Raw genomic sequence first — 16194 nt, forward strand, 5'->3', positions numbered from 1 at the left:
TTTTACAGCAGGGGTTATAGGCCTGCTGCTGCACGTAGTGCGTCAGCTTTATCTGTTGCTTCCCAAGGGAACTCTTCACGACCAAAGTGGCCGTAAGCAGCAGTAGGCTGATAAATTGGACGCTCAAGGTCTAGCATAGTGATTAGACCGTAAGGGCGTAAGTCGAAGTGCTCGCGGATAAGTTCGATTAAACGCGACTCATCAAGCTTAGCTGTACCGAAAGTTTCTACGCTGATAGAAGTAGGCTCAGCAACACCGATTGCGTAAGACACTTGGATCTCACACTTGTCAGCAAGGCCAGCGGCAACAATGTTCTTTGCAACGTAACGCGCTGCGTAAGCTGCAGAACGGTCAACTTTTGATGGATCTTTACCTGAGAATGCACCACCACCGTGACGTGCCATACCGCCGTATGTATCTACAATGATTTTACGACCAGTTAGACCACAGTCACCCATAGGACCACCGATAACGAAACGGCCAGTTGGGTTGATGAAGAACTTAGTTGCTTCAGTGATAAGCTCTGCAGGTAGTGTAGGCTTGATGATAGTTTCCATCACCGCTTCTACAAGGTCAGCTTGTGATACCGAATCACAGTGCTGTGTAGATAATACGACCGCGTCGATACCTACTGCTTTACCGTTTTCGTACGCGAATGTTACCTGAGACTTAGCGTCTGGACGTAACCAAGGTAGCGTGCCGTCTTTACGAACTTGCGCTTGGCGCTGAACTAGACGGTGTGAGTAAGTGATAGGCGCAGGCATAAGTACGTCAGTTTCGTTACACGCGTAACCAAACATTAGGCCTTGGTCACCAGCACCTTGCTCTTCTGGACGAGTACGGTCAACACCTTGGTTGATATCAGGTGATTGTTTACCAATCGTGTTAAGGATTGCACATGAATCAGCGTCAAAGCCCATGTCTGAATGTGTGTAACCAATTTCACGCACGGTCTTACGAGTTAATTCCTCGATATCAACCCAAGCGCTAGTCGTGATTTCACCACCAACCATAACCATACCGGTTTTAACGTAAGTTTCACACGCAACACGTGCTTTTGGATCTTGCTCAAGGATGGCATCTAGAACCGCATCAGAGATCTGATCGGCGATTTTATCCGGATGACCCTCAGAAACAGATTCAGAAGTAAATAAATGTTTAGCCATTGTATTTATGCTCACAAATATTGCGCTTCACAAACATCAGGAACAGCGCGAAAAATTAAGGGGCGTATTCTAACCAAAAAACCTAGGCATTGACTAGTTATTTTACGCCTAGACGTCCAAAATTGTGCAAACTTTTTTAATGGTCGGAAAAAGTCCGTCTGTACCCGTTTTTTTATGGCCTTTGCCGTTGCAGTTAGCCATATAAATAAGTAAGAATGGGCTCAAACCCCCGCGAAACACATTTAAAGGTAGGAGAATTCATGCCATCTCGCAAAGAACTTGCTAATGCAATTCGCGTTCTTTCCATGGACGCTGTACAAAAGGCCAAGTCTGGCCACCCTGGAGCCCCTATGGGCATGGCGGACATCGCAGAAGTACTTTGGCGCGATTTTTTAAAGCACAACCCAAGTAATCCTGAGTGGTTCGACAGAGATCGCTTTGTATTATCAAACGGTCACGGCTCGATGTTAATTTATTCATTGTTGCATTTGTCGGGTTATGACTTATCAATTGATGACATCAAAAACTTCCGTCAGCTACACTCCAAAACACCAGGCCACCCAGAATATGGTTATGCGCCAGGTATTGAAACGACTACAGGCCCATTAGGTCAGGGTATTACCAATGCGGTAGGTATGGCGATTGCTGAAAAAGCATTGGCTGCACAGTTTAACCGTGAAGATTACGACATCGTTAATCACTATACCTATGCATTTTTAGGTGATGGCTGTTTGATGGAAGGTATCTCACACGAAGCTTGTTCACTTGCGGGTACCCTTGGTCTTGGCAAACTGATTGCATTTTGGGATGACAACGGTATTTCAATCGACGGTGAAGTTGAAGGTTGGTTTAGCGACGATACACCAAAACGCTTTGAGTCTTATGGCTGGCATGTTATCGCCGGTGTTGATGGTCACGATAGCGATGCGATTAAAGCGGCAATCGAAGCGGCGCAAGCAGAGTCTGACAAACCAACCCTTATCTGTTGTAAAACGGTTATCGGTTATGGTTCACCAAACAAGTCAGGTAGCCATGATTGTCACGGTGCACCGCTAGGTGATGATGAAATCAAAGCAGCACGTGAATTCCTTGGTTGGGAGCACGGCGCATTTGAAGTACCGGAAGATGTGTACGCGAAATGGGACGCAACAGCGCGTGGTCAAAATCAACAAAGTGACTGGCTGATTAAGTTCACTGAATACCAAATGCATTATCCTGAGCTTGCTGCTGAATTTGAGCGTCGCATGAAAGGCGAGCTTCCAGCAAACTGGTCTGAGAAAACAGAAGCGTATATCGCAGAGCTTCAAGCGAATCCTGCAAACCCAGCAACTCGTAAAGCATCACAAAATGCATTGAATGCCTATGGCCCAATTCTACCTGAGTTTATGGGTGGCTCTGCTGACCTTGCGGGTTCTAACTTAACACTTTGGGATCAATCTAAAGGCTTAACGGCAGAAGATGCTGCGGGTAACTACATTTTCTACGGTGTGCGTGAATTTGGTATGTCTGCCATTATGAATGGTATTGCACTGCACAGAGGCTTTATCCCTTACGGTGCGACATTCCTAATGTTTATGGAATACGCGCGTAATGCGGTACGTATGGCTGCATTGATGAAACAAAGAAGCATCTTTGTGTATACTCATGATTCAATCGGTCTTGGTGAAGATGGTCCAACACACCAACCAGTAGAACAAATGGCGAACTTACGTACTACGCCAAACCTTGCGAGCTGGCGTCCATGTGACCAAGTTGAGTCAGCAGTTGCTTGGCAGCAAGCGGTTGAACGCGCTGATGGCCCATCTGCACTTGTATTTACCCGTCAGGGCCTTGCGCAGCAGCCTCGTACCGCTGAGCAGGTTGCAGCAATTAAGCAAGGTGGTTATGTACTATCTTGTGACGGTGAGCCTGAAATCATCCTTATTGCCACCGGTTCTGAAGTGCAACTTGCGGTTGAGTCTGCGGATAAGCTTCGTGCAGAAGGTAAAAAGGTACGTGTTGTTTCTATGCCTTCGACTGACATTTTTGATGCGCAATCTCCAGCATATAAAGAAAGCGTACTACCAAGCTCAGTAACACGTCGCATCGCTATCGAAGCGGGTATTGAGGACTTCTGGTACAAATATGTAGGCCTAAATGGTGCTATCGTTGGTATGACAACGTTTGGTGAGTCAGCGCCTGCTGATGAGCTATTCAAGCTATTTGGCTTTACGGTAGAAAATATCATTGAGAAGGCAAACGCATTGTTTGCATAATCAAAGAAAAGAAACAAAAAAACCCATGCCATGCATGGGTTTTTTTGTGTTAGGTGGTTTGGCTAAACCACCTAAAGCTTTGAGATTGCTTCCTGCTCAAAGCTCAGGTTAGAAAGTTAAACCTTAAACTGCTCTACCGATAAGCGTAACTCTTCGGCGAGTTTAGCAACCTCAGAACTAGAGATTGAGGTCTGGCTTGCGCCTTCAGCTGTTTGCTCTGCGATTGTTACAATCGATTCCAAACGTTCACTAATTTCCTGTGCCACCTGCTGTTGCTCATTCGCCGCGTTTGCAATCTCTTCACTCACATCATGGGCCTGAGAAACGGCTGCAGTGATAGAGTTTAATGCTTCATTAGCAAGGTCGCTCTGATTTACGCACGACTCCGCCTGCTGCTTGCCTTTTGACATTGCGCCTACCGCTTCTTCGGCACCGGCTTGTAAGGATTCAATCATTGCTTGAATTTCTTGAGTCGACTCTTGAGTTTTACTTGCAAGCGAGCGTACTTCGTCTGCCACTACAGCGAAGCCACGACCTTGTTCACCCGCACGCGCAGCTTCGATTGCAGCGTTTAGTGCAAGGAGGTTAGTTTGCTCGGCAATGCCACGGATAACATCCAAAATACTGCCTATCGAAGCGCTGTCTTGGTGTAGTTTGTTAATCACGCGAGAGGCTTCATCCACTTCCCTTGCGAGTTGCTCAATAGTGTGTTTGTTCTCATGTGAGATGCCTTTAACACGCTCAGCTTCTTTATCAGCATTTTTAATTTCCTGTAGTGCTTGATGTGCGCTGTTGCTTACACCGTGAGACGTGCTACTCATCTCAGTTGTAGCGGTAGCTGCTTGCTCTACCTGTGCTTGCTGATTCTTAATTGCTTGGCTTGATTCTGTAGTGATAGTCGATGTTTCTTCGGACGCTGCAGCAAGCTGTGTCGAACGAGAAATGATGCCAGTAATAAGCTCACGTAAGCTAGAGATTAGGGTGTTACAGCTTCTAGATAATTCACCAAACTCATCTTTTGCTGTGTCATCTAAGCGCTGTGTCATATCGCCACTGGCGACAATGTTTAAGACTCGATTTACTTCCGATAGCGGTTTTGTGATACGACTAACGGTAATGTAGGCAACACCGACGGCCATTAACGTTGCTACTATCATACCAATCCAAGTCCATAGGTTTGCTGTGCCTACATCGGCACGTACGCCTTGTTGTAAGTTAAAGGCGACTTGGCTCGCTTCAGAGAGTAAATCATCTAGCTGAGATAGGGCTGCTTTTGTGGTTTTTTCTGCATTGGTTAGTTCTTTACGTGTCTCGGCTATCGCATTGATCAAGCGTTTTTGATTTTCCGCGATGCTGTTGCTGCCGGTAACTGCATCTTTCAAATTAGTGTAATAGTCTTCGAGATCAGCAAACAAACTACTATCAAGCGCGCTAACGGGGCCACGCATCAAATCAATATTGCGACCTAGCTCTTCAACGAGGTAGCTTTGATCCCTACTTACGATTTCCAGTGTATTGATGTCTTCAACAGTAACAATATCATTGGCGCTAGTCACAACAGAAGAAAAGTTATTTTCTAAGTTATTTGCAGCTTGAAAAGCACGTTTGTCAGCCTCTTCTAAGCCATCCAAATCAATGATATCAACCGTCACCATAGTCGCATCTTCTGCGGCAACATCGATAGTTGATAACTGCTCTTTTAATTTATCCCGTAACGAAAGCTCAGTTGTTTTCTCGTTTACCAAGCTGTTCATGGCTTTTACGAACGCATCATAACTTTTGCCAACATCACGACTGCTTGAGGCCAATTTATTATTAGCAGCAACGACCTGTTGCAGCTCTGAATAGGTTTTGTCGAAGATCTTCTGGCGCTCTTTAAATTGCTGTTTTAGCGTCGCCAGTTCAGTCTCTGTACGCGCGTAAAAACTTCCCTGAGCCATTTTGCTCATTAAAGTAAACTCTACTTGCAGCGCAGAGCTTTTAGAGAGTGCTGGTAAAGACAGGTTATTAACCTGTTGAGTTGAGTTGTCAATGTTTGCAATTCTTAATAAAGAATTGCCCCCGATAAGAAGAAGCAACAAGGTGATGGTAATAAAACCACCCCAAATACGTTGGCTAACAGTCAAATTCATAGCTGTCCTACAAAATTTACAAAGCAATACGGATACTTATCGGATTTATTGCGGATAAGTTAAGTATTTTATAGCAGATGTGACAAAAAAATTCAGTAAAAAAGGTCGGATTACAAAAAATAGCAGCTCAACGGATAAAAAGTATAAGCTTCACGTTTTCTTCGAGTGTAGCTTAGTTTTGTAAAAATTAAAGTGGGTGATTACCCTAGATTCGACTTAGGAAAGTTAAATAACCTGAGCTTCGGATAATTAATGCTTTTCTAGCAGCCAGTTTTAGCGCTAACTGCGTTGAATTCACTTCCAATAGCCAGCTATTGGTGCGTAAATTCGCCTGGTTATCCCCAAAACTCTCTGGCTAGATAAGGAAATAATTTAAAAACAACGAGTTAGCTCATTTCTTATCCAAACCTCAGGTTAAATAGCTTAATTGTGCTGGTACTTTTCACCACTGTTGATATTTATCATCGTCATAGGACCTCCCCACACGCAGCCAGTGTCTAAGGCTATAATATTTTTCTTGTTGGTTTCGCCTTCCAAAGCAGCCCAGTGGCCGAAAAGTAGGGTAGTTTCGGCTGGTGTTTGGCTGAGCTCAAACCACGGAGTGAGACCTGCCGCATCTTTTAGGCCAGATTTGTTCTTAAGATCCAGTTCGCCATTTTGTTTTAGAAAGCGCATTCGAGTGAAGACGTTAACAATGGCTTTAAATTTATCTTGTTCACTGAGCTTGTTGTGCTCAAGTCCTGGGTGAGCACCGTACATATTGGCGTAAAACTCAGGGGCTTTTGTTGATTGATAAATGGTTTCGGCAAAGCGTGCATATTCTAGCGCTTGCGTAATATTCCAGCTTGGATGAATACCTGCATGAGAAATAAAAGTTTGCTGTGTTTCAAGCCAAATAGCGAGGGGCTGTGCACGTAATAAGTCAGCATATTTTTGGCATTTAGGGCTGGCAAAAACCGCATCTAATTTATCTTTTGGGTTCGGAGCGACACCCAAAGCAAGACATGCTAAAAAGTGGAGATCGTGATTGCCGAGTGTAATGCTAATAGAGCCTGCGTGTTGATAGAGAAACTCTAGGCAAGCAAGTGAATCGGGTCCTCTGGCGATGATGTCACCGACAAAGTATAAATGGTCTTGGCTTGGGTTAAAGTTGACTTGATCGAGTAGCCCGATGAGTGGAGTGAAGCAGCCTTGCAAGTCTCCAATTGCGTATTTTGCCATTTATTACCTGTGGTTTTTTATAACTCAATGTTTTTATTCTGATGTCTAGCATGTATGAGGAACGCGGGGTAAGCCCGCTTCCGCAAAATAAAAATGGTATTAATGCAAAATATTTGGACAGGAAAGTCTAAATACATTGATTGGCGCTTTAAACTCAGTGCCAAACTCATTACGCATTAAATAAAACCCTTCCATTGTACCAACGGGAGTATCGAGCACCGCGCCGCTGGTGTACTGATAGCTCTCGCCAGGACGAATAGTGGGCTGCTCACCAACGACACCTTCACCTTCGACTTCAGTCTCTTTGCCATTAGCGTCGGTAATGAGCCAATAGCGGCTATGTAGCTTGGCATTACATAAGCTATGGTTTTTGATGGTAATTGTATAGGCAAACACATATTTATCCTTTTCAGGCTGTGATTGCGCTTCAACGTAAAAGGTCTCCACCGATACTTTGATAGGTGAGCCAATATTAGTTTGAGTTGTCATATATCCAATTTGCAATTTCAATAAACTGGTTAAGCGACAGGTTTTCAGCGCGAAGTGTAGGGTCGATACCTAAGTTTCGCAGCTGCTCTTCGGTTAACAGGTTCGATAAGCTATTTCTTAGTGTCTTACGACGTTGGTTGAACGCTTCTAAACAAACAGTGTTCAAAAGCTTAGTGCTCTTAGCTGTACGTTGCGACGGATCTTTTGGGATCAATCGAACAACGGCCGAGTCAACTTTAGGTGCTGGTTTAAAGCAATGTGGTGGCACTTCGATCACAGGAATAGCGTGACAATAGTACTGCGTCATTACGCTTAAGCGACCAAAGGCCTTGCTGCCAGGGCCTGCAACCATACGGTTAACCACTTCTTTTTGCAGCATAAAGTGCATATGCTCGACCTGATCTGCAAACTCAAATAAGTGAAATAGCAAAGGGGTTGATACGTTGTAAGGTAAGTTACCAAAGATCTTCAGTTTTTCCCCTTCTTTGATTAAAGAAGAGAAGTCAAACTTCATCGCGTCGCCTTGGTGAACCGTTAATTTAGGTCCCAAGAATGGGTGATGGATCAAGCGCTCGGCAAGATCTTTATCGAGTTCTACAACGGTTAGGTGGCCACTTAAATCACAAACAGGTTCAGTGATAGCACCTAAACCAGGACCGATTTCAACCAGATTGTCTTCAGGTTTTGGGTCGATAGCAGTTACTATCTTGTCGATAATATTGTTGTCATTTAAGAAGTTTTGACCAAAGCGTTTACGCGCTCTGTGTCCGAGATGTACTTTATCTGTCATGCATTCTGTGCTTTTTTGGTTGCGAGCTTAATTGCTTCGCGGATCGCTAATTCAAAACTACCCACTTCAACATCACCAGAGCCGGCTAAATCAAGCGCTGTACCGTGATCAACCGATGTGCGAACAAAGGGTAATCCTAGGGTGATGTTTACTGAGTTTCCAAAACCTTTATATTTTAACACAGGTAAGCCCTGATCGTGATACATTGCGAGCACAGCATCAGCATTATCTAAATATTTAGCTTGGAAAAGGGTGTCAGCTGGCAGCGGTCCAACCAAGTTCATGCCTTGTTTATTCAGCATTTCCAGTGTTGGCTCAATGGTTTCTATTTCTTCACGACCAAGATGACCACTTTCTCCAGCATGCGGATTTAATCCACAAACTAATACCCTGGGTTGTTCAATACCAAACTTGGTTTGTAGGTCGTGATGTAAAATATGAATGACTTTGCTGAGACGCTCAGGCGTAATTGCCTTTGATACGTACGCCAGTGGGATATGCGTAGTTACTAGCGCTACACGCAGCCCTTCGGTTGCGAGTAGCATTACGACATCAGCGGTATCAGACTGTTGTGCAAAGTACTCAGTATGGCCGCTAAACGAGATCCCAGCTTGGTTAATAATGCCTTTATGAACTGGGCCCGTGACTACCGCTGCAAATGTCCCATCCATATTCTTTTCAGAGGCAATGCGCAAGGTTTCGAGCACATAATGGCCATTGGCTTCATCTAATTGACCAGCGACCACTTCAGCACCTTTGTCTACTTGAAGGTAGTAAATGGCACCAGCAGGTGCCGCTTCAGGCGCAGCTTCGCTGTCAAATGGCAGCAACTTGATTTGCTCACCGAGTTCTTTGGCGCGTTTTTCTAGAATACTTTTATCAGCCACCGCAACCAACTGAGCAGGCCATGCGTGCTGAGCCAGTTTGATAACAAGATCTGGGCCAATACCTGCAGGCTCACCCGGTGTAATTGCGATTCTGAGTGTCATAGCCGTTATTCCGCTTCGATAATTTCAATATGCGCTTGGTCACGCATTTCTTTAATCCATTTAAAGCTTTCTTCTTTAAATTTACGGTTAAACAACAGACGGTGTGCGCGATTTAACTTGGCTTGTTCTGTTTTATCGGCTACGCGTTTATCTAGCAGTTGTACAATATGCCAGCCAAATGTACTTCTAAATGGTTCACTGATCTGATCTTTTTCTAGCGACAACAGAGTGTCTCTAAACGCAGGTACGTATGTAGTTGGATCTGTCCAATCGTACTCACCACCTTTAAGTGCAGAGCCTGGATCTTCAGAATATTCTTTAGCCAGCGCTGCAAAGTCAGCGGTACCTGCGCGCAAGTCTTTTACAAAGCCAGTTAGCATTGAGCGTGCTTTTTCTTCACTTAGGATAATAGACGGCTTGATTAAGATATGACGTGAACGCACCTCAACAGTTTCAACGACTTCACGACCACGAATATCTTGTACTTTTAGAATGTGGAAACCTGCACCTGAGCGCAGTGGACCAACTATGTCGTCTTTTTTCGCACCTTTTATGGCCTCAGCGAACAAGGTTGGCATTTCGTTAATTCCCATCCAGCCTAATTGACCACCATCGAGCGCTTTTGAGCCGCTAGAAGAAGCAATTGCGATGCGCTTGAACTCTTTACCTTCGTTCAAAAACTTAATCACGTTATCAGCGCGCTCACGAGCGTCTTCAATTTCTTCTGGAGTCGCTTTATTTGGGATCTTAATCAAAATATGGCCGATATCATACTCTTCCGAGTTACCCGTTTGCTCACTCAATATTTTTTGCAGGTTAGTCACCTCTTGAGGGCTAATATAAATACGGCGGTCAACACTGGCACGGCGCACTTGGCTTGTGGTTATTTCTTTACGGATCTCTTCTCGGTATGCCGGGAAGCTTTCGCCGCTAGCTTCAACTGAGCGACGTAAATCAGCGATAGTACCACCTTGGTCTTGGGCAATATTCGCAATGGTCTGATCCAATTGAGCATCTGAAATTTGCATACCCATACGGTCACCCAGTTGCAACATTAAAGATTGCTCAATGAGTTTATCGATGGCTTGTAAGCGTAATGTTCTATCGCTAGGAAGTTCGGTACCTTGCTGCTCAGCCTGTTCTTTTACACGATTTATTATTTGATCGACTTCGCTTTGTAAAATTACACCATCATTTACTGTGGCAACAACTGTATCTAGCTTTACACGCTCAGCATGTGCTTGAGTAAACAGGCCTGCACTTAAGGAGGCCACTAATAACAACTTTTTTAAATTCATACGGCTTTCTAAATTCTATTTATTCAAAAAATACGGTCTACGGTAACCAAAAATACCCTGTCGAAGGAGTTTACTCGCATCACCACTGCTTTGGCTTCCAAGCCCTGTAAGGACAAATTTCAGGCTGAAGCCAGAATCAAACACTGCTTCATCATTTGTAAGTGTTTGGTTTAAGTTTGTTTCAATTTGACGATTCGCAGTCACCTGAATAGCCCAACAACAAGACTGGTATTGAACACCAACAAAGGATTCAACACTTCTATTTGCCGTCATATCTCGGTGATAGCTTGCTACAAATTGCCAGTTATCGTCAATTGGTAAACTTGTAAAGAGACCGACTTGGTCAATTTCATAGTCTGAGACATCATTAACATAACGATGGTTCAATTGCACTAACTGCTTATCGTCACCTTTATAGTCCAAAGTAAAGTGAGACTGCACTAACTCTTTGCTATCCACATCATATTGCACCCCACCTGAGAGGTACCAGCGCTTATGCCAATGTAACATGGATTCAGCGGCAAATAGTGCATTATAGTTGGTATCATCAGTAAATAGCTGTTCAGAAGGCTTTACAGATGACTCAAGATAAATGATCTGACCTGCACTGAAGTTAAAGCGTTCGACATTACTGTTATCGAATACACGCGTGGTTGCACCCACGGTGAATTGATTGGCTTCTGCAATCCGGTCATAACCAGAGTAACGGCGTGCTCTAAACAGACCAATAAAGTCATCTTGTAACTTAGCGGTATCGTACCAGCCAATTTGGCTTTGTTCTCTGTGAGGTGTGTAAAGGTACTGAATTTGTGGCTCAAGCGTTTGCGTACCTTGTTCAAAAAAGAACTCGGTACTGCGTTCAAAATTCAGTTGTCCGTGTACCCTTAAACTAGGCAATGTACGCGTGACAGACTCCTCATACTCTGTATCAGGCATATCTATATTTTGTTCATAACGCGTGTGAAGTAGGCGTGCCTCGGAGGTAAATGACCAAGCGTAGTCGCTGCGTGAAAAAGACACGCGAGGCTCTAGGTGTAATCGCGACGCCTCTGAGATTGGCAAAGCATCATTTTGAAAATAGGCAAACTCACCCTCAAAGTCCCAATCAAGGCCAACAAGTTCATAGCTGTCCCGTGTACGGAAGCTAATTTGCGGTAGTGCAGTGTAGGATTCTCTGTGGTCACCCAACACTTCAAAATCTTGCAACTTTAAGTCGACTAACCAGTCTTCACCAAGGTAACTTAGACTGCCGGTGCGATATAACTGAGTGTCAGTTTCATTGGCGTATTCGGATGTTAAGTCAGTGAGATAGTTATCGTCACTCACATTTGTAACATCAACAAACGCACGCCATTTATCACTTAAATAGCTTTTTTGTTGCCAATGCACTAAATAGCGATCGTCTAGCTGTGGCTCGGAATCATCCTTACTGAGGTATTCGACGCCAATTTTACCTTGATGTTGTTCAGTTAAATATCTGAACTCGGTAATAAGCTGAAATCCTTTATTAGCCATGTACCTTGGTGTTAGGGTCGCGTCGTAGTTAGGAGCTAGATTGAGATAATAAGGGGTGATCAGCTCCAAGCCAAACTTATTTGAGCTGGAAATTGTCGGTGTCAGCAGGCCAGATTTTCGTCTATCATCGATTGGAAACGTAAAGTAGGGTAAATAGATAATTGGCGTGTCCATAATTTTGAACACCGTATTATAGGTTTCACCCCAACCGTCTTCTCGAGAAAGTACAATACTGCTTGCCTCGATACTCCAAAATGGGTCATCAGCAGGACACGTGGTGAAGCTAGAGTTGTCGAGTGAAATTTTGCTGCCAGAGGCATGCAACTTCTCTGCACCACCGCGCCCCAGCTGGTCTGTTAATTCGTATTCAGCACCAAGCAAGCTCACGGTGTTAGCATTTAAATCCGCGAATAGCCCATTGCTGTGAACTTTGGTAAATTGGTCACGATAGAGTAGTGGTCCAGAAGCGCTGAGCAGGCCTTCTTTTTTATCGATTAGCGCACGTCTAGCTTCTAAGCTCATGGTTTCAGTGTTAATCACCACATTACCCGAAAACTCAGCACTATCAGTACCTTGTAGTTCTAAGTCATCGGCAACGATATCAATGGCATGTTTGGGCAGCGAGGCTAACGGCTTCCAGTTTTCTGGCTGCATATAGTCTTTACATTGTGCGGCGACAATGTTCGTATTAGCAAAAGCTGTAGAATGAATCGCGGATAATACAGCCAAGCCCCAAATTTTGCGCATTTAATAACCTATTAGCTGAGCATTTAATAATAAGCTCATCATGATAAATGAAAACTGTCGGAAATACAGTAGCATTTAAATATTTACAAGTAGAAGGTGTAATAGTTAATCCATGAATAGTCAAAACCAGCGCGTCGAGTTTATACAGCAAGCAATACATAGCGACGATTTTACGTGTGAGGCTATCACCTCGGATGCCAGTTTCCGGCGTTATTATCGCGTCAAACAACAAACGATGTCGTGGATCTTAATGGAGACACCGGTCGATAAACTCGATAATGCCCCTTTTATTGGTTTAAATACAGTGTTTGCAGAGCAAGACCTTAATGTGCCAGAAATTCTTGCGAGTAATGAAGAACAAGGGCTGTTACTGTTACAAGATTTAGGTTCTGAGCATTTGGCCGATAGGTTAGCATTGCCTTCTCGGCTAGAGGATTATCGTGCGTTGATAGCGCTTATTCCAGAAATAGCCAAAACACCAAAGAGTGAATGGATGAAGCCCTATGATGCTGAGTTCGTTGATATGGAACTTAATATCTTTTACGAGTGGCTTGTAACAAAATGGCTTGGTTTAACACCCACCGAATATCAACAAGTGCAATGGCATAATGTGAAGTTGAAACTCGTTGATGCGATGACTCGTCAGCCGCAGGTCACGATGCATCGAGATTTTCATAGCCGCAACCTGATATGTCATCAGTCTCAGTGGTATCTCATTGATTATCAGGATGCGGTACAAGGACCTGTCACTTATGATGCGGTTTCTCTGTTGCGGGATTGTTATACTCGTCTTGATGTACATGAGTTTACCGAGCTTCAGCAACATAGTTTTGATTGTTTAAAAGCGGCAAATTTATTAGGCGGCATGGATTTTAGCACCTATCAACATTACTTTGACTTAACGGGGATGCAAAGGCACCTTAAAGCTGCCGGGATTTTTACTCGCCTATTGCAGCGAGACGGCAAAGGCGGGTACTTAGAAAATATTTTGCCAACGTTACGCTACCTCGTTGAAGTAGCGAATAAGTATAAAGAATTTCAGTGGCTTGCAAGCTGGCTAGAGAATGACATAATGCCTCAAGCGCAGGCCAAATTAGGCACAAAATAGAAGTAACAATGAAAGCGATAATTTTATCTGCTGGTCGTGGTAAACGCATGATGCCACTGACCGCGAACCAACCAAAACCTATGCTTAACGTCGCAGGAAAACCACTACTTGAGCATCATATCGAGCGTTTAAAAGCGGCTGGGATCTGCGATATCGTGATAAATCTTGCATGGCAAGGTCAGGTGATAAAAGACTATTTCGGCAATGGTAGTCACTTCGGTGTCAATATAGAGTACAGTGATGAACCTGAGGGTGGATTAGAAACCGCAGGTGGAATCATTCAAGCACTGCCGATGTTATGTGAACAGGATGACAGCTTTATTGTACTCAATGGCGATATTTTTACGGACTATGATGTCAGCAGCCTAATGCAGTTACAGCTCGGCAGCACAGCAGAGGGCCATTGCGAGGCGCACATTGTGTTGGTTGAAAATCCCGAACATAATCCTGAAGGCGATTTTTGCCTTGCCCATCAACCGCTCAATCAGCAAAAGTATACCTTGTCTGGTATTGGCAAATATCACCAAAGTTTTTTTGCCGAGCTTGGGGCTGGCTTTATAAAACTAGGGCCGTTGCTGCGCAGTGGGCTTGAGCAGCATAAGGTTTCTACTGAACTGTATTTGGGCGCATGGGACGACATCGGCACGCCAGAGCGACTAAAAATGATCAACGAAAAGTTAGGATATAGCGATGTGGGGTAAATTATTAGGCACAATTTTCGGCTTTTTATTTGGTCGTTGGCTAGGTGCTATTTTAGGTTTTTATCTCGGCCATTTATTTGATAAAAGTTTGCGTCAGGATTTTGATAAAGTCGGTGGCTTTCAAGGTTTCATGAAAGGTGAAGATCTGCATGAGCGCCAAGCCTTGTTCTTTTCCAGCTGTTTTTCTGTGATGGGACATATTGCGAAGTCTAATGGTCGAGTCAGCGAAATCCACATTCAAGCTGCGTCTGCGTTTATGAGCGAAATGGGCTTGCAGGGTGAAGAGCGAAAAGAAGCACAACATGCGTTTACTGCGGGAAAAAGCAGTGACTTTTCGATAAAAGAAGCGGTTACCGATTTTAAAGAAGCTTTTGCCAGACGCTATGACTTGAGGCAGCTGTTTTTAGAGATTCAAATTCAAATGGCATTTTGTGATGGTCATGTGTCTGATGCGGAGAAGGCCTTACTTAAACAGGTGAGCAAGTATTTAGGCTTTGCAGAAACACACTTTTTATTCCTGCTAAAACGCTACCAAGCAGAATTTGAGTTTCGCCGCTCACAGGCGTCGGGGAGATCGCAACATCAACACCAGCAACAGGGCGGCCGTCAACCAGCATCACAAGATAATGGCTTAAACCGTGCTAAAGCCTTGGCTGTACTGGGATTGAGTGAAGAGGCAAATGAACGTGATATCAAAAAAGCTTACCGTAAACTGATGTCGCAGCATCACCCTGACAAATTGGTGTCTCAGGGATTACCTAAGCATATGATGGAAGTGGCAAAGCGTAAAAGCCAAGATATTCAGTCTGCCTATGAATATTTAAAAAAGAGCTAACCTGAAAAGCTATAAGACGCGTAAAAAGCCGAGTAACTCCTTTCTGAGCCTTTGATGTTGGAGTGGATCGGTTTTTTCTCCAAAAAGCTCCCGTTGGCGATAATCTAATTTACTGTTTTTTCTCGCCCAGCGCGCTCTGTCCGGCGTATTGTCGACCACGATAGGATTGTCAAAACTGTAGTAAACATCCAGTAAAGCAGGGCTTATCAGAGAAAGGTTGGATGCTAAGTGCTTTTGCCGCGTTGCATTAGGCAGTTGTGGGCTAACAACGGCAAAGGCATCGATACGTAGATTGGGCAGGGTAGCTAAGTGCTCACCGAATAAACCTGCGCTATTACCAAATGCGACAACCACCAACTTTTCTGTTTGAGTCATGGACAGGGTGTTGTAAAGCACCTCAAAGCGGCTGATCAGGGCCATTTTATATTCGTCGAGATTAGATTCTGAAATGGGTGCAAGCGTTTGCTGAGCCGGTTTTTCAGCATCGGGGAGCGCGATGTCTTGCTCTAGCAGACTCGGTGCATAAGAAAGGTCCGGCGGAGTAAGGGTATAGGTGTCGTAGCCATCATCGCTTAAGCGCTTTGCAAGAAAGCTTATGCCGCTGTTATTGAGCGGTGGAGTTTGCATGTCTGGTAATAAGATCACGATGCCTTCACGAGCAGCTGCCATATATTCTTGATGAAATACATAAAAGCTTTCGTTTTCGCTTTCCAGTTTCATCAGTTGCGATGGCTCGTAGAAGCGATTAGCGTCTTGCTGATAAAGAGAACCAAGTGGTGCTGCGTCAATATGTTCTGCTGCAAAAGTCGTCGCGGGTAAAGCGGTAACAAGTAATAAAAGCGTTCTGATGATCATGGTACAAGCGCGTAAAATATCATAATTGGTTATCGACCAGTTAAGTGAAAGCTTTAGCTGTCGCTATTTTTTAGCGTTTTAAGTTAAACTGCT

Annotated in this window: 13 protein-coding genes; 4 read left to right on the top strand and 9 right to left on the bottom strand. The window is 44.2% G+C overall.

Features of this window, described 5'->3' with window-relative positions:
* Nucleotides 1–14: 14 nt before the first annotated feature.
* The gene (gene metK / locus DS891_RS10685; RefSeq protein WP_010606001.1) at nucleotides 15–1166 is read right to left on the bottom strand and encodes a methionine adenosyltransferase; all 1152 of its coding nucleotides are present in this window, start codon (nucleotides 1164–1166) and stop codon (nucleotides 15–17) included.
* A gap of 260 nt (nucleotides 1167–1426) precedes the next feature.
* Between metK and tkt the strand changes: the two genes are divergently transcribed.
* Entirely contained in the window at nucleotides 1427–3421 is a 1995-nt protein-coding gene (gene tkt / locus DS891_RS10690; protein ID WP_010606002.1) for a transketolase, read from the top strand.
* A 116-nt stretch (nucleotides 3422–3537) separates the two neighbouring features.
* Here tkt and DS891_RS10695 read toward each other — a convergent pair whose 3' ends face one another.
* The 7 genes from DS891_RS10695 to lptD form a co-directional block, all read right to left on the bottom strand.
* On the bottom strand, nucleotides 3538–5553 hold the full coding sequence (locus DS891_RS10695) for a methyl-accepting chemotaxis protein (protein WP_174169780.1): 2016 nt from the start codon (nucleotides 5551–5553) through the stop codon (nucleotides 3538–3540).
* 423 nt (nucleotides 5554–5976) lie between these two features.
* Nucleotides 5977–6774: a symmetrical bis(5'-nucleosyl)-tetraphosphatase gene (locus tag DS891_RS10700; RefSeq protein WP_174169781.1), complete on the bottom strand. Its 798-nt coding sequence runs from the start codon at nucleotides 6772–6774 to the stop codon at nucleotides 5977–5979.
* 99 nt (nucleotides 6775–6873) lie between these two features.
* Complete coding sequence (apaG, locus tag DS891_RS10705; protein WP_010606005.1) at nucleotides 6874–7263, bottom strand: Co2+/Mg2+ efflux protein ApaG; 390 nt, start codon at nucleotides 7261–7263, stop codon at nucleotides 6874–6876.
* Nucleotides 7247–8053 (bottom strand): 16S rRNA (adenine(1518)-N(6)/adenine(1519)-N(6))-dimethyltransferase RsmA, encoded by an 807-nt coding sequence (rsmA, locus tag DS891_RS10710; protein ID WP_010606006.1) that lies wholly within the window; start codon nucleotides 8051–8053, stop codon nucleotides 7247–7249. Before rsmA ends, apaG begins: the two co-directional genes overlap by 17 nt.
* Nucleotides 8050–9042, bottom strand: a complete 993-nt coding sequence (pdxA, locus tag DS891_RS10715) for a 4-hydroxythreonine-4-phosphate dehydrogenase PdxA (RefSeq protein ID WP_174169782.1) — start codon at nucleotides 9040–9042, stop codon at nucleotides 8050–8052. Before pdxA ends, rsmA begins: the two co-directional genes overlap by 4 nt.
* A gap of 5 nt (nucleotides 9043–9047) precedes the next feature.
* Nucleotides 9048–10340 (bottom strand): peptidylprolyl isomerase SurA, encoded by a 1293-nt coding sequence (gene surA / locus DS891_RS10720; protein WP_010606008.1) that lies wholly within the window; start codon nucleotides 10338–10340, stop codon nucleotides 9048–9050.
* Nucleotides 10341–10355: 15 nt separating this feature from the next.
* Nucleotides 10356–12602, bottom strand: coding sequence for an LPS assembly protein LptD (gene lptD, locus DS891_RS10725; protein ID WP_174169783.1), 2247 nt, complete (start codon nucleotides 12600–12602; stop codon nucleotides 10356–10358).
* A 112-nt stretch (nucleotides 12603–12714) separates the two neighbouring features.
* On the opposite strand from lptD, the gene DS891_RS10730 reads away from it, so the two are divergent.
* The 3 genes from DS891_RS10730 to djlA are packed head-to-tail and all read left to right on the top strand — an operon-like array spanning nucleotide 12715 to nucleotide 15246.
* Nucleotides 12715–13710: an aminoglycoside phosphotransferase family protein gene (locus DS891_RS10730; RefSeq protein WP_174169784.1), complete on the top strand. Its 996-nt coding sequence runs from the start codon at nucleotides 12715–12717 to the stop codon at nucleotides 13708–13710.
* Between the two features lie 8 nt (nucleotides 13711–13718).
* Nucleotides 13719–14411 (top strand): N-acetylmuramate alpha-1-phosphate uridylyltransferase MurU, encoded by a 693-nt coding sequence (gene murU / locus DS891_RS10735; protein WP_174169785.1) that lies wholly within the window; start codon nucleotides 13719–13721, stop codon nucleotides 14409–14411.
* Entirely contained in the window at nucleotides 14401–15246 is an 846-nt protein-coding gene (djlA, locus tag DS891_RS10740; RefSeq protein ID WP_174169786.1) for a co-chaperone DjlA, read from the top strand. Before murU ends, djlA begins: the two co-directional genes overlap by 11 nt.
* A 9-nt stretch (nucleotides 15247–15255) precedes the next feature.
* On the opposite strand, the gene DS891_RS10745 is transcribed toward djlA, so the two are convergent.
* Nucleotides 15256–16101, bottom strand: a complete 846-nt coding sequence (locus DS891_RS10745) for a DUF3530 family protein (protein ID WP_174169787.1) — start codon at nucleotides 16099–16101, stop codon at nucleotides 15256–15258.
* Nucleotides 16102–16194: the final 93 nt, after the last annotated feature.

This window comes from Pseudoalteromonas sp. JC28 (assembly GCF_013319255.1).
GTDB lineage: Bacteria > Pseudomonadota > Gammaproteobacteria > Enterobacterales > Alteromonadaceae > Pseudoalteromonas.